General features: G+C 66.9%; 23 protein-coding genes and 1 tRNA gene. 11 read left to right on the forward strand and 13 right to left on the reverse strand.

The features are described from left to right. Positions 1-421: 421 nt before the first annotated feature. The 5 genes from QMG61_RS16200 to dnaK are packed head-to-tail and all read right to left on the reverse strand — an operon-like array spanning position 422 to position 5,493. Complete coding sequence (locus tag QMG61_RS16200; RefSeq protein WP_283495376.1) at positions 422-1,585, reverse strand: class I SAM-dependent methyltransferase; 1,164 nt, start codon at positions 1,583-1,585, stop codon at positions 422-424. A gap of 6 nt (positions 1,586-1,591) precedes the next feature. Continuing rightward, complete coding sequence (locus tag QMG61_RS16205; RefSeq protein WP_283495377.1) at positions 1,592-2,011, reverse strand: heat shock protein transcriptional repressor HspR; 420 nt, start codon at positions 2,009-2,011, stop codon at positions 1,592-1,594. 2 nt (positions 2,012-2,013) lie between these two features. Next, a complete protein-coding gene (locus tag QMG61_RS16210; protein WP_283495378.1) occupies positions 2,014-3,024 on the reverse strand; it encodes a DnaJ C-terminal domain-containing protein in 1,011 nt (336 codons plus the stop codon). Next, entirely contained in the window at positions 3,017-3,607 is a 591-nt protein-coding gene (locus QMG61_RS16215) for a nucleotide exchange factor GrpE (RefSeq protein WP_283495379.1), read from the reverse strand. Before QMG61_RS16215 ends, QMG61_RS16210 begins: the two co-directional genes overlap by 8 nt. A gap of 2 nt (positions 3,608-3,609) precedes the next feature. Next, positions 3,610-5,493, reverse strand: coding sequence for a molecular chaperone DnaK (gene dnaK / locus QMG61_RS16220; RefSeq protein WP_283495380.1), 1,884 nt, complete (start codon positions 5,491-5,493; stop codon positions 3,610-3,612). A 188-nt stretch (positions 5,494-5,681) separates the two neighbouring features. Between dnaK and QMG61_RS16225 the strand changes: the two genes are divergently transcribed. Both QMG61_RS16225 and QMG61_RS16230 read left to right on the forward strand, forming a co-directional pair. Next, positions 5,682-7,007: an MFS transporter gene (locus tag QMG61_RS16225; RefSeq protein ID WP_283495381.1), complete on the forward strand. Its 1,326-nt coding sequence runs from the start codon at positions 5,682-5,684 to the stop codon at positions 7,005-7,007. Between the two features lie 72 nt (positions 7,008-7,079). Continuing rightward, positions 7,080-7,880, forward strand: coding sequence for an isocitrate lyase/PEP mutase family protein (locus QMG61_RS16230; protein WP_283495382.1), 801 nt, complete (start codon positions 7,080-7,082; stop codon positions 7,878-7,880). A 17-nt stretch (positions 7,881-7,897) separates the two neighbouring features. Here QMG61_RS16230 and QMG61_RS16235 read toward each other — a convergent pair whose 3' ends face one another. Both QMG61_RS16235 and dcd read right to left on the reverse strand, forming a co-directional pair. Then, positions 7,898-8,419: a hypothetical protein gene (locus QMG61_RS16235; RefSeq protein WP_283495383.1), complete on the reverse strand. Its 522-nt coding sequence runs from the start codon at positions 8,417-8,419 to the stop codon at positions 7,898-7,900. A gap of 42 nt (positions 8,420-8,461) precedes the next feature. Continuing rightward, complete coding sequence (gene dcd / locus QMG61_RS16240) at positions 8,462-9,094, reverse strand: dCTP deaminase (RefSeq protein ID WP_283495384.1); 633 nt, start codon at positions 9,092-9,094, stop codon at positions 8,462-8,464. A gap of 71 nt (positions 9,095-9,165) precedes the next feature. On the opposite strand from dcd, the gene QMG61_RS16245 reads away from it, so the two are divergent. The 6 genes from QMG61_RS16245 to QMG61_RS16270 all read left to right on the forward strand — a co-directional run bounded on the left by QMG61_RS16245 (position 9,166) and on the right by QMG61_RS16270 (position 12,989). Beyond that, positions 9,166-9,236: transfer RNA gene (locus QMG61_RS16245), tRNA-Gly, on the forward strand. Positions 9,237-9,585: 349 nt separating this feature from the next. After that, entirely contained in the window at positions 9,586-10,182 is a 597-nt protein-coding gene (locus QMG61_RS16250; protein ID WP_283495385.1) for a hypothetical protein, read from the forward strand. A gap of 3 nt (positions 10,183-10,185) precedes the next feature. Then, positions 10,186-10,782: a sulfocyanin-like copper-binding protein gene (locus QMG61_RS16255; protein WP_283495386.1), complete on the forward strand. Its 597-nt coding sequence runs from the start codon at positions 10,186-10,188 to the stop codon at positions 10,780-10,782. A gap of 65 nt (positions 10,783-10,847) precedes the next feature. After that, a complete protein-coding gene (locus QMG61_RS16260) occupies positions 10,848-11,117 on the forward strand; it encodes an SHOCT domain-containing protein (RefSeq protein ID WP_283495387.1) in 270 nt (89 codons plus the stop codon). 73 nt (positions 11,118-11,190) lie between these two features. Further along, the gene (locus QMG61_RS16265) at positions 11,191-11,883 is read left to right on the forward strand and encodes a response regulator (RefSeq protein ID WP_283495388.1); all 693 of its coding nucleotides are present in this window, start codon (positions 11,191-11,193) and stop codon (positions 11,881-11,883) included. After that, positions 11,880-12,989 carry a sensor histidine kinase gene (locus tag QMG61_RS16270; protein WP_283495389.1) on the forward strand — a complete coding sequence of 370 codons (1,110 nt, stop codon included), beginning with the start codon at positions 11,880-11,882 and terminating at the stop codon, positions 12,987-12,989. Before QMG61_RS16265 ends, QMG61_RS16270 begins: the two co-directional genes overlap by 4 nt. Before the next feature lie 39 nt (positions 12,990-13,028). On the opposite strand, the gene QMG61_RS16275 is transcribed toward QMG61_RS16270, so the two are convergent. Next, entirely contained in the window at positions 13,029-13,766 is a 738-nt protein-coding gene (locus QMG61_RS16275) for an SOS response-associated peptidase (RefSeq protein WP_283495390.1), read from the reverse strand. Between the two features lie 108 nt (positions 13,767-13,874). Here QMG61_RS16275 and QMG61_RS16280 point away from each other — a divergent pair, with 108 nt between their 5' ends. Continuing rightward, positions 13,875-15,461 (forward strand): sialidase family protein, encoded by a 1,587-nt coding sequence (locus tag QMG61_RS16280; protein ID WP_283495391.1) that lies wholly within the window; start codon positions 13,875-13,877, stop codon positions 15,459-15,461. Between the two features lie 129 nt (positions 15,462-15,590). Here the strand turns inward: QMG61_RS16280 and QMG61_RS16285 are convergent, their stop codons facing one another. The 4 genes from QMG61_RS16285 to QMG61_RS16300 all read right to left on the reverse strand — a co-directional run bounded on the left by QMG61_RS16285 (position 15,591) and on the right by QMG61_RS16300 (position 18,101). Beyond that, positions 15,591-16,367: an ABC transporter permease gene (locus QMG61_RS16285; RefSeq protein WP_283495392.1), complete on the reverse strand. Its 777-nt coding sequence runs from the start codon at positions 16,365-16,367 to the stop codon at positions 15,591-15,593. Further along, a complete protein-coding gene (locus QMG61_RS16290; RefSeq protein ID WP_349358673.1) occupies positions 16,364-17,377 on the reverse strand; it encodes an ABC transporter ATP-binding protein in 1,014 nt (337 codons plus the stop codon). Before QMG61_RS16290 ends, QMG61_RS16285 begins: the two co-directional genes overlap by 4 nt. Positions 17,378-17,491: 114 nt before the next feature. Beyond that, positions 17,492-17,713 carry a PLDc N-terminal domain-containing protein gene (locus tag QMG61_RS16295; protein WP_283495393.1) on the reverse strand — a complete coding sequence of 74 codons (222 nt, stop codon included), beginning with the start codon at positions 17,711-17,713 and terminating at the stop codon, positions 17,492-17,494. Positions 17,714-17,756: 43 nt separating this feature from the next. After that, positions 17,757-18,101 carry a 2TM domain-containing protein gene (locus tag QMG61_RS16300; protein ID WP_283495394.1) on the reverse strand — a complete coding sequence of 115 codons (345 nt, stop codon included), beginning with the start codon at positions 18,099-18,101 and terminating at the stop codon, positions 17,757-17,759. 152 nt (positions 18,102-18,253) lie between these two features. Between QMG61_RS16300 and QMG61_RS16305 the strand changes: the two genes are divergently transcribed. After that, positions 18,254-19,153, forward strand: coding sequence for a D-hexose-6-phosphate mutarotase (locus tag QMG61_RS16305; protein ID WP_283495395.1), 900 nt, complete (start codon positions 18,254-18,256; stop codon positions 19,151-19,153). A 90-nt stretch (positions 19,154-19,243) separates the two neighbouring features. On the opposite strand, the gene QMG61_RS16310 is transcribed toward QMG61_RS16305, so the two are convergent. Further along, positions 19,244-20,680: a nitronate monooxygenase gene (locus QMG61_RS16310; protein WP_349358676.1), complete on the reverse strand. Its 1,437-nt coding sequence runs from the start codon at positions 20,678-20,680 to the stop codon at positions 19,244-19,246. 91 nt (positions 20,681-20,771) lie between these two features. On the opposite strand from QMG61_RS16310, the gene QMG61_RS16315 reads away from it, so the two are divergent. Beyond that, positions 20,772-21,359 carry an Asp23/Gls24 family envelope stress response protein gene (locus tag QMG61_RS16315; protein ID WP_283495396.1) on the forward strand — a complete coding sequence of 196 codons (588 nt, stop codon included), beginning with the start codon at positions 20,772-20,774 and terminating at the stop codon, positions 21,357-21,359. The last annotated feature ends 126 nt before the right edge of the window (positions 21,360-21,485 follow it).

Below are 21,485 nucleotides of genomic sequence, written 5' to 3' on the forward strand. Positions count from 1 at the left end.
AAATGTTTTCCAAAGGAATCTCTTCCGCGGTACCCCCTAGAAAGGAGCCCTACGGCCGAGGTTTTTGGCATTTGACATTGTGCACGCTGTTGAGTTCTCAAGGATCGGACGCACCCAACTTCAGGCCCAAATGGGCTGTCGCTTCGGGGCTCTTCCTGTTGTTTCGTGTTGTTGTATTCGGTCCCTGTGAAGGGGCTCAATGCAACATCATCAAGACAGAATCTGACTGGCAGATTTTGACTTGGGATTGGTCCCGCTTGAGGCCGGTAAGCACTTCCGCTTTCCGAACCTGTGGGGTGACTTGAATGACATTACGGTGAATCCCGGGGGGCCGCAACTCACGACTACATCCCGGGCGTGTCGGGTCTGGGGCGCGCTCAGTACCGGCCCGTTCACCCGCAAATGGACGGGGCCTGACAGGTCAGACACGGGTGGAAACGGTGACCGTGAACTTGGTGTTCCGGCCCACCTGGTGGGTGGGTCCGACTATGCGGGTGAGTGCGGAACGGTAGCCGAGGTGGGTGTTCCAGACCGTCCAGAGTTCTCCTCCCGGTGCGAGCACCCTGGCGGCATCATCGAAGAGCTTGAGGGCGATGCCGGCGTGGACCGACGCTCCGACGTGGAAGGGCGGGTTCAACACGATCAGCTCGGCCGAGGCATCCGGTTGGCTCGCGAGCACGTCGTCCCGGATCACGCTCACGCGGTCGAAGACCCCGTTCGCGATCATGGTGGCGCGCGCCGACGCGACGGCGGCGGCCGACTGATCCGAGGCGATGACGGTGAGGTCTGTCCGGTGCAGTGCCAGGCCGGCCGCGAGCACCCCGGTGCCGCACCCGAGGTCGATCGCCGTTCGGGCTCCCGGCTGCATGCGGTCGAGGAACTCGAGCAGGTACCGGGTACCGATGTCAACGGTTGTTCCGGCGAAGGCGGCCCCGTGCGCACAAACGGTGATGTCGAGGTCGTCGTGACGCTGGGAACGCGGCCAGTCCGGGTCGCTCCCGGGCTCGGTCGGGCGGATCGGCCCGCTCGCGATCAACACCCGGGACTTCTGGCGGGCCGGAGATACGTCCACCCGGGCGAAGTGGCGGGCGAGCACGCCGTTCATCGCCGGCGCCATGTGCTTGATCCGGCCTCCGGCGAAAACGGTGACGTCCGGGGCGGCATGCCGGGCAATGACGGCCGCGATCTCATCGAGGGCCGACAGGCTGCGCGGGAGCTGCAACAGCACGACCCTGGCCCCCGCCACGAGTTCCTCCGTGAGCCCAAGCGACCGAAACGCTGCGCTCAGGCCGGCGTCGGTCGCATTGTGGGCGAGGGCGAGTTCCCCGGAGAGCACGTCCTGGTGCACCCGGACCCCGCGAGCTCCGCCGTGCGCCGCGCCGAGGGTGAGGGCGCCGTAACGGTCTTCGATCACCACGACCTCGCCGGGGGCCGCCAGGGCGAGGGCCTCGGCCGCCTCGTCAAGGATCAGCCGATCGCTCGCGTCCACGGCGAAGAGGTTGTCCGCCTCGACATCCGGGTAGCGTCGCAGCCGGTCGAAGGCAAAGAGAGGAGGCGGGCCGGCCGCCCCGGTCAGGTGCGACATCCGGTGCTACTCCTTGTGGTCGAGCGGGCGCCAGATCACGATCTGGTTTGAACGCCTGGTGCGGGTGCCGGCGCGCATCGAGATGACCTCACCGGCCGAGCCGGCCGCGAAGACTCGGCGGCCCGGACGGTTGAGCAGTTCGTCGGCGAGAGCCGTCTCGAGTTCACGCAGTCGGGATTCGAGCCCACGAACGTGGTCTTCCAATTCGAGGATGCGCCGGATCCCCTCCAGGCTCACCCCCTCCGCACCCAGGTCCGCGATCTCGCGCAGCTTCGCCACGTCCCGCATCGAGTACCGGCGCGACCGACCGGGGGTACGGTCGGGACTCACCAGCCCCAGGCGGTCGTATTGGCGCAGCGTCTGCGGGTGCATGCCGGCAAGTTCTGCCGCCAGCGAGATCACGAAGACCCGGGTGTTCTCATCCACCGCTAATCTCTCGCTTTCGACAGGAGATCGTCACGCGGGTTCTCCTTGGGCAGGGCGGCCGCGAACGCCTCGAGTTTTGCCTCGGCGTCCTTGGACAGGTGCGACGGCACAGCCACCTGCACCTCGGCCAGTAGATCGCCGGTGCCCTTCGGGGTCACCACTCCTCGCCCCTTGACGCGCAGGATGCGCCCGCTCGGGGTGCCGGGGGCGATCCGCAGCTTGACCGGCGGACCGCCGAGGGTCGGCACCTCGATCGTCGCTCCCAGCGTGGCCTCGACGAAGGTGACCGGAACGGACACCCTGAGGTTGAGGCCATCGCGCTCGAAGACCGGGTGCTTGCGCACCGAGACCGTGAGCACGATGTCACCGGATTCGCCGCCGTCGGGGCTGTGCTGCCCCTGGCCGCGGAGTTTGATCTTCTGGCCATCGGCGACCCCGGCCGGGATCTTGACCTTGATCGCGCGGCCGTCCTGGGTCTGCAGCGTGATCTGGTCGCCGTGGGTGGCCGTGATGAAGTCGACGGTGGTCGAGGCGATGACGTCCCGTCCGCGAGTGGGTCCGCCGTAGCCGCGGTAGCCGCCGCTCGAGCTGCCAAACCCACCGCCACCGCCGCCGCCCCGGTTGAACAAGCCGCCGAGGAGATCGTCGTAGCCGCCCTGCTCGTAGGAGTAACCCTGTTGCCGGGCTCCTCCACCGAACATGCCGCCGAACACGTCGTCAAACCCGCCGGCCTGCCCGCCGCCGCCGCCGGCCCGGGGGGCGGTGAAGCGTGCTCCACCGCCCATGGCGCGTACGGCATCGTATTCCTTGCGTTGGGCAGGGTCGCCGATCACCGAGTGGGCCTCGCTGATTTCCTTGAACTTGGCCTCGGCCGCCGGGTTGCCCGGGTTGGAGTCCGGGTGGTACTTGCGCGCCAGCTTCCGGTACGCCTTCTTCAGTTCGGCCGGGGTGACATCTTTCGCCACACCCAGAACCTTGTAGAAGTCCTTGTCAAACCAGTCTTGGCTAGCCATCGCTCGGTACCTGAACTACGACCTTGGCCACACGCAGGAGCGTCGAGCCGAGGAAGTAGCCGGTCTCGACCACATCGCCGACGGTGTCCACCTCGATGTCCGAATTGGGCATCTGGTGGATCGCCTCGTGCACGTTCGGGTCGAACGGCTCCCCCACCGAGCCGAACGGCTTCACGCCGAGGCGCTCCACGCTGGCCCGCAGTTTGGCGGCAATCGTGCTGAACGCCGTGTCGGCGACGAGGTCGCCGTGTTTCTCGGCGCGATCGAGGTCGTCGAGCACCGGAATCAGGCCCTTGACGACATCCACGGTGACGCGCTCCCGCTCGACCTCGCGGTTCGCCTCGGTGCGCTTACGGTAGTTCGCGTACTCCGCGGTGACCCGTTTCAGGTCCGCGAGGTGCTCATCGGCCGGTGCGGAGGTTTCCCGTTCGGCGGCGTCGAGGATGTCCTGGACGGTGAGTTCGTCCTCGTCGATCCCGTCGGCCGGAGAACCGGTCTCCGCAGCGGCGTCCGCCCCGGGGGCACCCTCAGCGGGTGCCCCTTCCTCGAACGGCTCACCCTCTGGACGCTTGTCGTCTGCCATTGCTACTTGGTTTCCGAGCTGGTGGAGGCGTCATCCTCGTCGTCGACAACCTCGGCGTCAACGACGTCTTCATCGGGGTTGCCGGACTCGGCCGTCGGCTCTCCGCCGTCGGCGGGAGGCGTTGCGGCCTCCTCCTGGCTGGTCTTGTAGATGGCCTCGCCGAGCTTGCCCTGGCTCTCGTTGAGCTTGTCGAACGCGGTCTTCACTGCTGCGTCGTCGTCTCCGGCGAGTGCGGACTTGAGCTCGTCGACGTCGGCCTGAACCTCGGTCTTGACGTCCTCGGGAAGCTTCTCGTCGTTCTCCTTGATCAGCTTCTCAATCGAGTAGGCGAGCTGTTCGGCGGTGTTGCGGGTCTCGGCGGCCTCGCGGCGGCGCTTGTCCTCCGCGGCGTGCTCCTCGCCCTCGCGCACCATGCGCTCGATGTCTTCCTTCGCCAGCGACGAACCGCCGGTGATGGTCATCGACTGCTCCTTGCCGGTGCCCTTGTCCTTGGCGGACACGTGCACGATGCCGTTGGCGTCGAGGTCGAAGGTGACCTCGACCTGCGGGATGCCGCGCGGCGCCGGCGCGATGCCGGTCAGCTCGAACGTGCCCAGGTTCTTGTTGTCGCGGGTGAACTCGCGCTCGCCCTGGAAGACCTGGATCGCCACGGAGGGCTGGTTGTCGTCTGCCGTGGTGAACGTTTCGCTGCGCTTGGTCGGGATGGCCGTGTTGCGCTCGATGAGGCGCGTCATGATGCCGCCCTTGGTCTCGATGCCGAGGCTCAGCGGGGTGACGTCGATGAGCAGAACGTCCTTGCGCTCGCCCTTCAGCACGCCGGCCTGGAGTGCGGCGCCGACGGCGACGACCTCGTCCGGGTTGACACCCTTGTTCGGGTCCTTGCCGCCGGTCTCGGCCTTGACGAGCTCGTAGACGGCGGGCATACGGGTCGATCCACCGACGAGCACAACGTGAGCGATGTCGCCCACCTTGATGCCGGCCTCACGGATGACGTCCTGGAAGGGCTTCTTGGTGCGGTCGAGCAGGTCCTCGGTCATCTTCTCGAACTGGGCGCGGGTGAGCGTCTCGTCGAGGTTGGCCGGTCCGTTTTCGGTCAGCGAGAGGTAGGGCAGCTGGATGCTGGCCGACATGCTCGAGGACAGTTCCTTCTTGGCCTGCTCTGCGGCTTCCTTGAGGCGCTGCTTGGCGATCTTGTCCTTGGAGACGTCGACGCCGGTGGTTTCCTTGAACTTCTTGACCAGGTGGTCGACGATGCGCTGGTCCCAGTCATCGCCGCCGAGGCGGTTGTCGCCCGAGGTGGACCGAACCTGGATCGTGGAGAAGTCGTCGTCCTTGCCCACTTCGAGCAGGGAGACGTCGAAGGTTCCGCCACCGAGGTCGAAGACCAGGATGAGCTCGTCTTCCTTGCCCTTGTCGAGGCCGTAGGCGAGTGCGGCGGCGGTCGGCTCGTTGATGATGCGGAGCACGTTGAGGCCCGAGATCTCTCCGGCCTCCTTGGTGGCCTGGCGCTCGGCGTCGTTGAAGTACGCCGGAACGGTGATGACGGCATCCGTCACCTTGTCGCCCAGGTACGCCTCGGCGTCGCGCTTGAGCTTGGCCAGGATGCGGGCCGAGATCTCCTGCGGGGTGTACTTCTTGTCGTCGATGCCGACGTTCCAGTCGGTGCCCATGTGGCGTTTGACCGAAGCGATGGTGCGGTCGACGTTGGTGACGGCCTGGCGCTTGGCGGTTTCGCCAACGAGCACCTCGCCGTCCTTGGTGAAGGCGACCACCGATGGGGTGGTCCGGAAGCCTTCGGCGTTTGCGATGACGGTGGGTTCTCCACCCTCGAGGACGGCCACCACAGAGTTGGTGGTTCCGAGGTCGATGCCTACTGCACGGGCCATGTGTGCGTTCTCCTTCAAAGTGTGTGCTCAGCGGGACAATCGGTATGATCATCCAGAGTTGAGCGGTAGTGACTCAAGTGTGGCACCACGGGAAATCCGAGTCAAGCCAGCCAGCTGAAAGTTGAGTGTGAGTGACTCAACTTTGAGGTTTATCCCGATTGGTGGCCGCCGCGCACTACTCTGGGCGCATGACCGGGATTGCGCAGGGCGGCACGGATGCCGAGGTGTTGCCACACGAGACGAGTCGCCGCCGCGTGGTGGCGTGGAGTTTCTGGGACTGGGGCTCCGCGGCCTTCAATGCCGTCGTCACCACCTTCGTCTTCACCGTGTACATCACGGGGTCCGCATTCGGCGACAAGGACGTGATCTCGGCGCAGCTCGGCTGGGCCCTGGCGATCGCCGGATTCCTGGTCGCCGTGCTCGCACCGATCACCGGGCAGCGCTCCGACACCTCCGGGCGGCGAAAGCTCTGGCTCGGCGTGAATACGTTCATCGTCGTCGCGATCACCGCGGCGATGTTCTTCGTGCAGGCGTCGCCCGACTTCCTGCTGATGGGGCTGTTCCTGGTGGCCGCGGGCAACGTGTTCTTCGAGTTCGCCAGCGTGAATTACAACGCCATGCTCGCCCAGGTCTCCACCCCACGCACGATCGGCAAGGTCAGCGGGTTCGGTTGGGGAATGGGCTACATCGGCGGGATCGTGCTCCTGCTGATCGTCTACTTCGGCTTCATCCAGCCCGAGGTCGGCCTGTTCGGCGTGACCGGCGAGAACGGCCTCTCGGTGCGGGTCGCGATGCTCATCGCGGCGGCCTGGTTCGGGCTGTTCGCCCTGCCGGTGCTGTTCGCCGTGCCCGAATATCACTCCCCCGCCACGGTGCGACGGGAACGCGTCGGCTTCCTCCGCTCCTATCTGGTGCTCGGCCAGGACATCGCCCGGCTCTGGAAGACCAGCCGCCACACGGTGTACTTCCTGATCGCGAGCGCGGTGTTCCGGGACGGCCTGGCCGGGGTCTTCACCTTCGGCGGGGTACTCGCGGCATCCGTCTTCGGGTTCTCACCCGGCGAGGTGATCATCTTCGCGATCGCCGCCAACGTCGTCGCGGGCATCGCCACCATCAGCGTCGGCGCACTCGACGACCGGCTCGGCGCGAAACCGGTCATCGTGACCGCCCTGGTCGGGCTGATCGTCTGTGGCGGGCTCGTTTTCTTCCTGCACGACGGCGGCCAGATCGTGTTCTGGACCGCCGGTCTCGCCCTGACCCTCTTCGTCGGCCCGGCCCAGTCGGCCAGCCGCACGTTCCTGGCCCGGCTGATCCCGCCGGGGCGCGAGGGCGAGGTCTTCGGCCTCTACGCCACGACCGGCCGCGCGGTGAGCTTCCTCGCCCCGACCATGTTCGCCCTGATGGTGACGATCTTCGGCGAGACCTACTGGGGCATTCTCGGCATCGTGCTCGTGTTGCTCGTCGGCCTGATCGTGCTGATTCCGGTGAAGGCGAAGCAGGACCAGATCGGCTGACCGCAGCCTGTTTGTTTACTGGGCGTACGCTGAACTCTCGTCTGGACGGATGATTGTTGTCAGTCTGGGGGGATGACTACACTGCAGATCCAGAAGGCCGAACTCCTCAACGCGTTGCACGTGACGGGGACGCCGCTGATTGTCACGAACGTCTGGGACGCCATCACCGCGAAGATCGTGGCGGAGACCGCCGGCGTGACGGCCCTCGCGACGGCGTCGCATTCGGTGTCGAACGTGCGCGGGTTGCCCGACGGTGAGGGACTCAGCGTGAATGAGGCCATCATTGCGGCACGCCTGATCGTCGATGCGGTGGATCTGCCGGTTTCGGTTGACTTCGAGAAGGGCTACGCCCCGGATGCCGCCGGCGTGGCCCGCAACGTGCGCCGACTGATCGAGGAGTCCGGCGCCGTCGGCATCAACCTCGAGGACTCCATCGGCGCGTCGAAGGCACCTCAGTACGACATCCCCACCGCGGCCGCCCGGGTCTCCGCCGCCCGCACCGCCGCGGAGGCGACCGGGGTCCCGCTCGTGATCAATGCCCGCGTCGACACCCTCGCCGGCGGCGGCGAGTGGAATGAGGCCGTCGAACGCGCCAATGCCTACCTCGACGCCGGCGCGGATGTCATCTTCTTCCTCGGCCTGAACGACGAGAACAAGGTCAAGCGCGCCCTCGACGAGGTCAACGGCCGGGTTTCGGTGATCGGGCATCCGGGGGCAGTGCCCCTGGCCCGCCTCGCGGAACTCGGCGTGTCCCGGGTCAGCTTCGGCCCCGGCTCGCTCGGCCTCACGCTCGCGGCCCTGCAGCGTTCCGCCGCGCAGCTCACCGCCCTCGGCGACTACCCAGAGGACCTCGGCTTCCCCTTCTCCCTTTAGCCTGAGGGCGCGCTAACTCAACGGATGCGGGTGGCCTCGTTGTGCTCGACGAGCAGCCAGGTCGCGCCCTCGTCGTCGGACACCCAGCCTTCCCAGGTGTAGCTGTCCTCGGTGACCAGGACGAAGTTCCAGCGGATCGGCCGCCCATCGGTGCCGGTTCCGTCCTGGCGCAGCCCATTGCGGTGCGGTGTGGCGACGAGGTGGCAGTATTCCCCGGTCTTCGGCGCGAAGTAGCTGACCCGCCAGAGGCCGGCGTGCGGATCGTAGACGCGGATGGCCGTCGCAACCGTCTCGTACCCGGACGGATCGGTGTCGCTGACGACGACCTCGATGTCCTGCACCGCGCGACCGTCGAGTACGAAGTCGACGATCCAGGTGAAGTCGCGTTCACGCCACTCGCCGCTCGTCTCGTCGAGCCGTGTCCCCTTGGCCGCCCAGGTGCCGACGAGCTGGCCGAAGCGGCGCATCCGTCCCGGGTACTCGGGTGTCGGGCCGGGCGCGATCAGAGCGTCGGAGAAACGGGGCACGGTGGTGGTCATGATCTGATTTTACCGGGCACGTGTTGCATCCGTATGAACGGACTACCCGGCAGTGGTCGCCCTGGAGGTCGAGGCCTCGGTGGTCGAGCTCGTCGAGACCCTGACATCCGTGCGGTGAAAGTTCAGGAACGACCGTGATGCCGTCGGCCCGCGCTGGCCCTGGTAGCGCGAGCTGTACTCGCTCGAACCGTACGGCCGCTCCGCCGGTGAGCTCAGCCGGAAGAAGCAGAGCTGGCCGATCTTCATGCCGGGCCACAGCTTGATCGGCAGGGTGGCGACGTTGCTCAGTTCGAGCGTGACGTGACCGGTGAAGCCGGGGTCGATGAATCCGGCCGTGGAGTGCGTCAGCAGGCCGAGCCGGCCCAGCGAACTCTTGCCCTCGAGGCGGGCTGCGATGTCGTCGGGGAGGCTCACCTGCTCGTAGGTGGCGCCGAGCACGAACTCGCCCGGGTGCAGGATGAACGGCTCGTCCCGGGGAGTCTCGATCAGCCGGGTGAGGTCGGGCTGGTCCTCGGCCGGGTCGATGTACGGATACTTGTGGTTGTCGAAGAGACGGAAGAAGCCGTCGAGGCGCACATCGATGCTCGACGGTTGAATCATGTCGGGCGCGTACGGCTCCAACCGGATTCGTTCCGCGTCGATTTCAGCCTTGATATCGCGATCCGAGAGCAGCACGGGTCCAGCCTAACGGCGTGGAGTTGATATGCTGGCACGGTTCGGTGCGGGCGTACCCCGTCACCAGGCGCGCGGATGTAGTTCAATGGTAGAACTTCAGCTTCCCAAGCTGATAGCGCGGGTTCGATTCCCGTCATCCGCTCACTCGTCATCCGTCACCGGTTGAGACGTCTTCAGGAACTCCACAAGACGCCGATCGCCTGCGCTCGCGTCGTTATCCTGGGCGAGGATAACCACGCAAGTGAAGTGCAAAGTGTCACCGGCGTATCGTGAACTCCGCTGCGCAGACCCGCTCCCTTTGCGCGTCCGTCCCCATGCCCCCCGATGACACGGGCCTGCCGCCGTCTTCTGGCGACGAAATACCGCCTGGAGTCGCAAGACCACACTGTGCGGCCGGTCGACACGTTTCATCAAACCTTCACATTTCCAGGGGCCGACGCTTCATACCCCGTCAACATGCTGGTGTGTAGACACCGACCGGGTGTCTGAACGTGAAGGGGTTGATGAAAATGAATATCAATCGAAAGAAAATGACCCTCGGCCTCATAGGGCTCGGACTTGTCGGAACACTCACCGTTGGGGGCGTTGTCGCCGCGCAAGCAGCGACAGAGCGCGGCACGACACCACCGCCGGGCTCGGGGAACTCGCAGGGCGTAGGCTCACCCGAGTTCGGGCACATGGCCGGCATGGGATTCGGTCAGAACTCGCCGATGACCGCGGCCGCGAAGTTCCTCGGCCTGAGCCGGGCCGACTTGCAGGACCATTTGCAGTCAGGCAAGTCGCTCGCGGGCGTCGCCGGAAGCCAGGGCAAATCGAATTCCGGTCTCGAAGACGCGATGGTCGCGGCGCTCGAGAGCAATCTCGACTCCGACAGCGCCCTGACCTCTGGTCAGAAGGCGGCGGTCGTAGCGCACATGAAGAGCCGCATCGAAGCGATGATGACCGCGACCCACGCCCGTGGTGATGAAATGGGGATGGGCGTGGGATTTGGCGCGGGTGCCGGCATGCACGCCGGCGCCGGGACGGACTCAGACTCGACCCCAGGAATGGGCTCGGGGATGGCCGCCGCCACGCGGTATAAGGAGTAGATCATGCGCAAGAAAACAGCAATTCTCACTGCGATCGCCGGCGGGACCCTGACTATCGTTGGCCTGACCGGGCTGTTCCTCGGCGCGGGCAATGCATTCAACGCCGGGCAATCCCCGTCCTGGTTCGCTTCCGGATCCTCCTGCGTGACCCCGCAGCTGCCAGGGACCGTCGTGAACGTGGCCCTCACGGACATGGGCGGCCCCATGATGGGCAACGACACCGGCATGATGGGCGGTAGCGGCGACTCGGGAATGTCGAGTGGAGTGATGGGTTTGAGACTCGATCAAGCACAGGTCGCTCACGGTTCCGTGACCTTCCTGGCGACCAACGATGGCAACATCGACCACGAGCTGGTCGTCCTCCCCCTGTCAGATTCGCAGAGCGTCGGCACTCGGTCGGTTTCAGGTGAAGGCCAGGCTGATGAGGACGGCAATCTCGGCGAGGCATCCTCCAACTGTTCCGCCGGCGCCGGCGAGGGAATCGCTCCCGGGTCCTCCGGCTGGGTCACGCTGAAGCTGGCGCCGGGACGCTACGAAGTTGTCTGCAACCTCCCCGGCCACTACCGGGCCGGAATGTACAGCGAGCTGACCGTGTCCTGAAACCGCGGCCCGGCACCCGGGCACGTTCACAATCAACAACGGACAAGATCCAAGGAGCAGAAGACATGATGTGGGGAAACGGAAACAACATGGCGTGGGGGTGGCCGGTCGGGCTGCTCATTCTCGCCGCAGTCGTCGTGCTGGTCGTCTGGGCAATACGGGCTTTTGCGGGCGGACCGGATCGCGGTGGTCGCGGCGGAGACGGCCCGGTCGACTCGGGACGAGGCGAGCGGAGTCAGGCGCGTCAGATCCTGGACGATCGCTTCGCGAAGGGTGAATTGAACGAGGTGGAATACCGGGAACGGTTGAAGGTACTCAACGACAAGGCCAGGTGACGTCCATCCTCGATGAGTTGCGTCGGCGCTGCGCGGCGTCGGTGCGGCGATAATCAGAACAAAGGGGTGAGCCATGCAGAAGGTCCTGGTTGTCGACGATGAACCGCAGATCCGGACAGTCCTGTGCGGCTATCTGGAGGCGGAAGGCTATGACGTCGCAGAGGCCGCAGACGGCGCTGAGGCGCTGGCGGCACTCCGTACTGACCCTCCCTCCCTCGTTCTCCTTGACGTGATGCTGCCGGGGATCGATGGCCTGGAGGTTCTCCGGCAGTTGCGCAGCTTCAGCGACGCGTACGTGATCCTCGTCACTGCGAGGGCGGAGGAGCTCGACAAGCTCGTCGGGCTCGGGGTGGGGGCGGACGATTATGTGACCAAACCGTTCAGCCCACGAGAAGTCACGGCCCGGGTGAAGGCAATGCTGCGCCGTGACAACCGAGGAGACCGGACCGAGGCAGACCCCCTGCTTCGCTTCGACGGCCTATCCGTGCACCCGGTCAACCGTGAAGTCGAGGTACACGGGACGCCAGTTGTGCTCTCGAGCCTGGAGTTCGACCTTCTCGCCGCACTCGCCGCCGCCCCCGGGCGAGTATTCTCTCGGGCCCAATTGCTCGAGAAGGTCTGGGGCTACGACTTCTACGGCGACGAGCGCGTCGTCGATGTCCACATCCGCAGTGTGCGGGCGCGACTCGGCGACGACGCCGGCGACCCCCACCTGATCGCCACTGTGCGCGGAGTGGGCTACAAGTTCGTGGGCCGGCCCCAATGACAATGCGCCTCTCCCTGCGCCTGTTCATCTCCTACGCCACCGTCGCCCTGGTCGGCGGCGGCGTGGCCTTTCTGACCATCTCGCTGCTCGCCCCACGCCTGTTCGATGAACAGTTGGGCATGATCATGAACAGCACCGGCACCAACATGTCCATGGGCGGCATGGATGCGACGAGCGTGCGATCCGCCTTCCTCTCCGCGCTCACCACCTCGCTGATCGTCGGCGTGCTGGCCAGTGTCGTCACCGCCGGAGTTGTGGCGGCGGCCGTCACCGGTCGCCTGCTCCGCCCCCTCAACGCCGTGCGGGCGGCAACGAAACTGATTGCTGCGGGCAAGTATGGAGGCCGGGTCCCCGTCCCCTCCGAGCCGGAACTTGCGGCACTGGCCACCGACGTCAACACGCTCGCCCAGGCCTTGGCCGACACGGAGTCCCGGCGCACCCGACTGCTCGGGGAAGTCGCCCACGAGATGAGAACACCGCTGACCGTCCTGGACGGCTACGCCGAGGGGCTGATCGATGGCGTGTTCCCAGCCACCCCCGACACGTTCGGCTCCCTCAGCGAGGAACTGCGCCGCCTGCACCGGCTCTCCGACGACCTGTCCAGCCTCTCACGCGCGCAGGAGCAACGCCTTGACCTGCATCCGGTCGAGGCTGACCTAGCTGACCTTGCCCGCAGCGCCGCTGCACGCCTCGCGTCTCAGTTCGACGATTCGGGCGTCACCCTCAACATCGACGCCGACTCTACGCTCCCCGTGCAGGTGGACCCGGACCGGATCACCCAGGTCCTGACCAACCTGCTGGGGAACGCCCTCCATGCCACCCCGGCGGGCGGTACGGTCACGATCACCGCGGGTAGTGTGGGCGACCGGGGCGAGGTCGTCGTGAGTGACACCGGCGTGGGCCTGGCCGCGGACGACCTGGAGCGTGTCTTCGAGCGGTTCTACCGTGCGCCGGGCCAGGCCCGCCGGTCGGCCGGATCGGGGATCGGTCTGACTATCGCGCGAGAAATTGCGCGATCACACGGCGGGGACGTGACGGCGGCGTCACCCGGGAAAGGGCAAGGATCCAGCTTCTCGATCCTGGTGCCCCTGCGGCCCGCTGTCTAACCAGGCCGAATCGTTCGCGAGGCTTGCGCGAGATCGCGTTCAGGCATCCACCGGTGCAATCAGCGCCGGATCCTCTTTGTAGGCGTCGGGAACTCTCGCGTTGTTGACGCGGCGCGAGACCGGATGGCTCGTGATGGCCTTCGCCACCGTCAACGACGACTCCTCAAGCAGCCCGAGCGTCGCCTCGGGGTCGTCGAGCTTGCCCGGTCGGAGCCACTCATCCCAGGCCTCCCTGGTGAGGAACGCGGGCATCCGGTCGTGGATCTCGCCGGAGGCGTCGCGCGCCTCCCGGGTGATCACGGCCATGCTGTGCGACCAGGTTCCATCCGGCTCCTGCCGCCCGGCATAGACTCCGGCCGCCGCGAGCAGCCCGTCACCGTGGATGAAGTGAGGCTGTTTTCCGTCTGGTCGTTCCTCCCATTCGTAGTATCCGGTCATCGGCACGATGCACCGTCGGGAGGCGAAGGAGGCTCGGAATAGGCCGTTGGTGGCCACGGTCTCGAGGCGCGCGTTGATCGGTGCTCGCCGGGCGGCGGGCCGCGGCCCGGCTCTCCCGTCGCCCTTCGCATCGGCCGCCCAGGCTGGAGCCAGCCCCCAGGTTGCCCCGTCGACCACCCGGGTGACGGCGCCGTCATGCGCCCACTCGCGCACGACGGGAACGAGGTCGGTCGGCGCGATGTTGTACGACGGCCGCCAGTCCCGCAAGTCGCCGCCGGACGCGAGGAACTCGCGGATCAGATCGTCGGTGTCCTTGTCCATAGCAAAGCGTCCGCACATGCGGACAGGTTAGTCCGCCACCGACGATCGGACGAGGTCTAGCGTGATGTGACTGTTGGGGATAATGTTCCCTTCGTTCAATGGACCGAGTTCAAAGGAGAACCCCGGATGAATGAGAACAGCGAACCACGTCATCCCCGGGCTGGGGCAACCGGAAGGCGGGCCCTGGTCGTCATGGCCTGCGCTCTCGCCGTTGCCGCAGTCCCCGCCACCGCGGCGGTGGCCGGAAGCCTCGGTGCGAGTGCGCCCGTTCGGGTGAGTTCGGTCGGCAGCCCCTTTTCCGGGGCCGATGCCGACGGTCCTCCCTGCAACGGTGTCCCGGGTTCCGCTCAGGTGGGAACCAACTTCCCCGGCACGGAACTTGAACCCTTCGTCGCCGTCAACCCGGCGAATGAAAACAATCTCGTCGGCGGCTGGCAGCAGGACCGGTGGTCTGACGGCGGTTCCAACGCCACGTACTTCGGGTACTCCACGGACGGCGGCGACACCTGGCAGCCGTCCGCGACGCAGCCGGCGTTTTCACGGTGCACCGGAGGCACCGCGGCCAACGGCGGCGACTACGAGCGCTCGACCGACCCCTGGGTCAGCGTTTCACCGGACGGTTCCGCCTATGCCTTCGCCCTCAGCTTCAACCAGACTCTGAGCGGCGAGAACTCCCTTCTGGTCAGCAAGTCGACCGATGGCGGCGCGACCTGGGGCCCCAACGCCGTGCTCAAGCGGGACACGAATCCCAACGTCTTCAACGACAAAAACTCGATCACCGCCGACCCGACCTCCTCTCGTTATGTGTACGCGGTCTGGGACCGGCTCGAGTTCCCCAATGAACGGGCGTCTCGGGTGGCGGGCGAGCACGCCGTCGGCTACCACGGGCCGACCTGGTTCGCTCGCACCACGGATGGCGGCGCAAGCTGGGAAGCCGCGCGCAAGATTTTCGATCCGGGCACGATCAACCAGACCATCGGCAGTGAGATCGTGGTCACCGGAACGGGGACCCTGGTGAACGGGTTCGACCTGATCTATAACTTCAAGAACGCAAAGTCCGTGCGCGGCACAAACGTCGCCATCCAACGTTCCAGCGACAAGGGCGCGACCTGGTCGACCGCAACGATCGTCGACAAGTTGAGAAGCGTCGGGGTGACAGACCCGACCTTCGGCGGTCCGGTCCGCACCGGCGACATCATCCCGTCCTGGGCGAGCGACCAGCGTGCGGGACACCAGGAGGTCTACGCGGCCTGGCAGGATGCCCGCAGCACCGGAAACGCACGAGACCAGATCGCCTTCGCGAAGTCCACCGACGGGGGCGCAACCTGGACCACGATGTCCTACGCCATCAACCCGGTCCACTCCACGAGCGCCTTCACCCCACGGGTACATGTGCTGCCCGACGGCAGCATCGGTGTGCTGTACTACGACTTCCGCAACGACGACGCCGGAATTCCCCTGGTCACCAGCACCTGGCTGCTGCACTCGCACGACGACGGCGCAACCTGGCAGGAGACGAAGGTGGGTGCCGACTTCGACATGTCGAGCGGCGCCAATGCCCGCGGTTACTTCGTGGGTGACTACGAAGGCCTGACCCACTCGAATGGCGACTTCCTGGCATTCTTCGCCAAGGCGAATGGCGCCGCGGCCAACCCGCCCGGGAGCGTCTCGCCCAGCCCGGCGAGCGATATCTTCGCCTCACGCGTGGGGTAGGTCGCGGCGCGATCGGGCCGCGCGACCCCCGAGCCCGGCCGGGCGGAGTTTTTCGCGACCGGTTGCATCCGTGGACACTGCAACCCGCGTGTCGCGAAAAACTCCGGTCTCGGCGCCGCTGTCGTCCGATTAGACCCCGATGTCGCGGCGGCGGAGCACCATGGCCGTGGCCGCGCCGACGAGCAGGGAGCCACCGAAGAAGGCCACCATCGTGAGCCAGTCGGCGCCGTTCGCCAACGGGTTGTTCCCGTAAGCCCAGTAGTACGGCGAGAGTGCGTGCAGCCACTCCACGTCGGCGCTCTGATTGCCGATCGCATTGAGCACGTAGCCGACCACGGCCACGAACGCCCCTCCCCCGATTCCCCACACTTTGCGGCCGGACACTGCGCCGAAGAACATCGCCGCGCTCCCGCTGAGCAGGGCCAACCCGGCGAAGATGACGGAGGTCTGGAAGAGGTAGAGCACGTTCAGGTCGAGTTCGGCGGGGCCGTTCACCGCGAGCACGAGGAGGAAGACCACCGCGGAAACCAGGATGATCTTCAGGGACATCGCCGCGAACCGTTGCACGGCGACCTCCGTGCGGGTGACGCCGTGCGCGAGGGTGAGCTCCAATTGGCCGGACTCCTCGTCGCCGCCCAGGGCGGCCGCGCCCCAGCCGATCGCGGCAATGCTGATCAGGGCGAACCCGATCAGGCCGAAGATGGTGGCCACCGACATGGTCGGGAACAGCGGCAGATAGAGGAAGACCGCCGCCGCGAAACCGACGGCCCAGCCGATGATGGCGCGCCAGCCATCGGTGAAGGCCTTGCCGAAGATCGGCAGCGGCGCCCGGCGGATGAATTCCTGGCCGGCCGCGGCGGCGGCATCCGGACCCTCGGTGTGACGGTGGGGCGTTGCGGTGGTCATGAACGGTCCCGCGGCTCGGCCTGAACCCTTGTGACGGATGCGGCCGGTGCCGTGTACAGAGCGAGCACCGCTTCTTCGAGGTCGGGTTCTTCGAGCACGAGGTCGGTCAGCGCGAGGGAGGAGACGGCCTGGATGAAGGGCCGGATCGCCCCCTCGAGGGTGGCGACGGCCTCGGTGGCGCCCGAGCCGCGCGCGGTGCAGACGAGGCCGGCCACCCCGTCGAGGCGTTCGAGGCGTTCGGTCAGTGCGGCCGGCGGGATGCCGGTGGCCCTCATCCGCAGGTGACGCACCGCGGTCGTGCGCAGCTGCTCGACGCTGGCGATCGTCACGATTCGGCCGTCGCGGAGGATGGCCACCTCGTCGGCCGCCTGCTGGATCTCGCTGATCACATGCGAGGAGAGGAATACGGTCTGGCCGGCCTCGCGAACCTCCTTGATCAGGCCGAGGAACTCCTGCTGCATCAGCGGGTCGAGACCGCTGGTGGGTTCGTCGAGCACGAGCAGCTCAGGCTTGTGCATGAATGCCTGCACGAGGCCCAGTTTCTGCCGGTTGCCTCGGGACAGCTTGCGTACATGGCTGTCGAGGTCGAGCCGGAAGCGCTCCGCGAGTTCGTCGATGTAGCCGCGCGGCACGGGCCCGGAGATATCGGCGTAGTGCTGCAGGAGGCGGCGGCCGGTGATCCGGCCCTCGAGGATGAGGTCGCCGGGGAGGAAACCGATCCTTCGTCGGATCATTGGTCCGGCGTGGCGCGAATCCGCTCCCAGCACGGTGGCGTGCCCCGAGGTCGGGCGGATGATGTCCAGCAGCGCGCGCATGGTGGTGGTCTTCCCGGCGCCGTTGGGCCCGATGACCCCGAAGACGCTGCCGCGCGGGACCGTGAAACTGACCTCCCGCAGTGCGTGGGTGCGGCCGAAGGTCTTGCTCAGACCCACGGCTTCGATCGCATGGTCGTGGCCGCCGCCCTGAACGCTCTGCCTGCCTTGCCGATGAGCGGTGTCGAGGTGAGTCACATTGCCCGTCCTTCCGACCCGTCCCGCGGTCCAGAGCCTCGACCGCGACCGTGCCGCCCGGCGACACGACGAATCACACCCAGACTATTCCCCCGGCCCGCCGGCGTTCGGGCCTCAGCGGTGAGTTCGGCGCCCCAGCAAGAAATAGGAGATCGGACCGATGAAATTCACCGCGATGAGCACGGCCCAGACTCCCTTCTTGCCGTTGACGAGCTTGGCCGGACGCTCCGCCAGGTCGGACCAGGCCGCGGCCGCGAGGGCGAACTGCACCACCGCCCCCAGGACCGTTGCCACCCGCTGCCCGCCGCTGAGGTCACTCCACTGTTTTTTCGCCATCTCATGCTCCATTCCTATTGCACGCGCCAGCTTGAACCAGCGCCTAGTGACCCTTGCGCATTTCCCGGTCGATGTCGGCGTTCGTGATGGGCCGGTGGGAGAACAGGCTCCAGATCTCGAGGATCAGTGCGACACCCCAGCCGGCGAGGGCCCAGCCCGGCCAGAAATAGCCCTGGCCGATGACCGCCCAGATGCCGATCAGGAACGAGTTGATCACCAGGTACGCCACGACGGAATCGCCGAGCTTGCGGCGGCGTTCGAGTCTGCTGCGGGCCCAGTCCCGGTCCGTTGCGGATTGCGCCAGGCCGTCGGGGACGGGGACGGAACCCGGTTGGCCGTCGGGGGCAGGGACGAAGCCCGGTTCGGGCGGGTCGGTGGGTCCTGACATATCCGCAACCTCCTGGTTGGCTGGAGCACGATGGTTCGGTTCACACGGTAGCCCGCCGGACCGCTCGCCGCCACGGGCATTTTCCTCGCGGAGCCGGGGGATTCTGCGAAACTGGAGTTCGGCGTTTGCGCTGCCAACATTCTGGAGGCCCCTTGATACCCGCACCTATCGACCCGGCCGCACTGCCGGCATCCGTTCGCCTGGAAACCGGCGATGGCGGGCTGCCCGTCGTGCGCGTTGCCGGCCCGGCCGGATCGGCCGAGCTGTACCTGCACGGTGCTCACCTCACCTCGTGGACACCGACCGGTGGGCGGCCGGTGATCTGGCTGAGCGCGGCCAGCCTGTTCACCGAGGCGAAGGCGATCCGCGGCGGCGTGCCGATCTGCTTCCCGTGGTTCGGGGCGAACCCGACCGACCCCGCCGCTCCGGCGCACGGCTTCGCCAGGCTGGCCGAGTGGGAACTCGTCGATGCCCGCGAGGAGCATGACGGGGTAGCCGTCACCCTGCGCCTGGCGGACAGCCCGGCCACCCGCGCCTCGGCCTGGCCGCACCGCTTCGAGGCCCTGTACACGGTGACCGTCGGCGCCGGGCTGTCCCTCGCGCTCACGATCACGAACCGGGACACGGATGCCGTCAGCTACGAGGAGGCGCTGCACACCTACCTGGCCGTGGACGACATCCGCGACACCGAAGTGACCGGCCTGGAGAGTGCGCCCTTCATCAACCAACTCGCCGCAATGTCGATCGAGACCGAGACCGGGCCGGTACGGTTCGCCGCCGAAACGGACCGGATCTACCTGGACCACAACGCCGCAACCGCGGTGGTCGACGGCTCGGGGCGCACCGTGTCAATCAGCACCGACGAGTCGAACAGCAGGATCGTCTGGAACCCGTGGATCGCCAAGGCCGCCTCGATGGGTGACTTCGGCGACGACGAGTGGACCCGGATGGTGTGCGTCGAGTCGGCAAACGTGCGGGAGAACCGGGTGCGGCTCAATCCCGGGCAGAGTCACACCCTCACGGTGGTCTTCGACGTCACCGCCCAGGGCTGAGGCGGGTGAGTTGCGGAGAAACCACCCTCACGGGCACGACGAAGGTGCGTTCTCCGGGACTCAGCGCGGCATTCGGACTCTCGGCCCGGATTAGGCGGTGACGGGGGCTTCGGCGAGCAGCCAGGCGACGACGTCCGCCGCGCCCCAGCCGTCCGGGTGGGCGGCGCGGAGCACCGCGGCACCCTCGATGTCGTTGCCCAGGGTGAGTAGCGACGACTCGACGTAGCCGGTCTTGCGGGTCTGGCCCAGGCCGACGGTCGCGGTCAGCGCGTTGCACAGGCAGGCACGGCCGACCGTGTCCTCGACGGCGCCGCCCTTACGCACGTACATGTGCACGGGCTCACTCGGGCATCGGAAGCCGACGACCCCGTCCTTACGCTCGTACGGTTCGCGCAGGTAACTCAGGTCGCAGAGCCGCACCCGTTCGTCGTAGACGGCAGCGACCGAGAGGGTTCCCGGCAACTGGGCGACCTTGAACGGGAAGCCGGTCGGCGAGGCCGCGGCATCCGTTCGGATCGACAGTTCGCCGTCGTCGAGGCGATCGAGCACGGCATCACGCAGGGTGTCGGCGAGGCCGGACTCCCGGCTGAGCGCGAACAGGGTGCCGACCTGCACGCCGGCCGCGCCGGCCGCAAGGGCCTCGGCCACCCGTTCGGGCCGGCCGTAGCCGCCGGCGAGCCAGAACGGCAGGCCGAGCGCGGCGATCTTCTCGAGGTTGGCATCGTCGCGGGGGCCGTAGACGGGCTGCCGGTCGTCGTCCAGAGTCAGCCGGCCGCGCGGCGGCGCGTTGTGCCCGCCGGCCGTCGGGCCCTCGATGATGAAGCCGTCGGGGCGGATCTCTTCGTCCCTGGCGAGGTAGAAGGCGAGCACATGTGCGGCGACGATCGCGAGGAACTGCGGTCGGTGCAGGGCCGGTATCGCCTCGCCGAGAAGGCCAACGGGGTCGACGCCGACGGTGTGCACGGATTCCGAGCCGGACACGTCGATGGTGACCGAGCCCGTCCGGCCCGCCGCGAACTCGTTGAGCAGGTGCGGAATTTCCCTCGGGATTCCCGCCCCCATCAGCACATAGTCGACGCCGGCCAGCATCGCGCCCAGCGCGGCGGCCGGAGTGGCCAGCTGCACCTTCTCCATGTAGTTGATCCCGACCATTCCAGTGTGACCTTCCTTCGCCAGCCAGACCTCGACGAAGTTGCCCAGCACGCTCAGCTCCTGTTGTTCCCGGGTGGGGTGCAGCGAGAGCTTGGGCACGGGCAGGTAGGAGCCACCCTCCGGGCGGCCTTCGGCCAGGTAGAACCGGGCCAGTACCCGTTCGACGATCGACGGCACCGGGAACGCGGCGAGGGCACGGCGGATGTCCCCGGCCGGGTCGCCGTCCTGCAGCCTGCGGGTGAGCACCGTGTCGAGGGCGATCCCGGACACGACGCCGAGCTGGCCGGTCTGGGAGACCGTGCGGGCGAGCATCCACGAGGACACCGCCATTCCCATTCCGCCCTGGATGACGACCGGCAGTGACTTTTCGAGCACGAGGACCTCCGTGGGTGTTGCCTGGGGGCCCGCGAGTTTATGAATTTCCGAGCGCATTTAAGCGTAACTCAGGCTATATTCCGGTCCGGGGTTGCCTTTCTTCCTCCGCCCGGGCACCCGCCGGAAATTTTCGCAACTTGGACGTGACGAATCCGTCCCGGCTAACGTCTTAGTAGATGACCGAGCCCGGTCGCCGCCCATTCCGGGTGGGCACGCCCCTGTCCCGGCCGCCAGGCCCCGCGAGAGACTGGAGTTCACCATCGTTGACACCACCGCATTCGAAGCCGCGGCAACCACCGGCGGCGGCAAGACCGTCATCGCCGACGGCGTCATCGCGAAGATCGTCGGAATCGCCGCTCGGGAGGTGCCCGGGGTCTTCGCCCTCGGCGGAAATGGCGTGCGGGCGCTCGGCGCGATCCGCGATGCCCTCACCGGCACCGACCTGACCCAGGGCGTGAGCATCGACGTCGACGAGGGCCGGGTCACGGTCGAGGTGGCCCTGATCGTGGAGTATCCCCACGAGCTGCAGACCGTCGCCGCCGAGGTGCGGGACGCGATCACCGACGCGATCCTCACGATCGTGGGCATGCAGGTGACCGCCGTCGACGTGACGGTCAAGGATGTGCACCACGCATCGGCCAACGCCGACGACGATCCCGAGACCGTCGTCCCCGACTAAACCTGAATCCACCGGTCGACCGCTGGTGGAATCGTGATTTCGGTTTGATTGGGTTTCTGGGTTTCGGGCGCGGTTGAGGGCTGGGCCTCGATGCCGTGAGTGTTCCACTGGGGTTCCTGGTTGCGC

It is taken from the genome of Cryobacterium sp. PH31-AA6 (assembly GCF_030063195.1).
Classification (GTDB): domain Bacteria; phylum Actinomycetota; class Actinomycetes; order Actinomycetales; family Microbacteriaceae; genus Cryobacterium.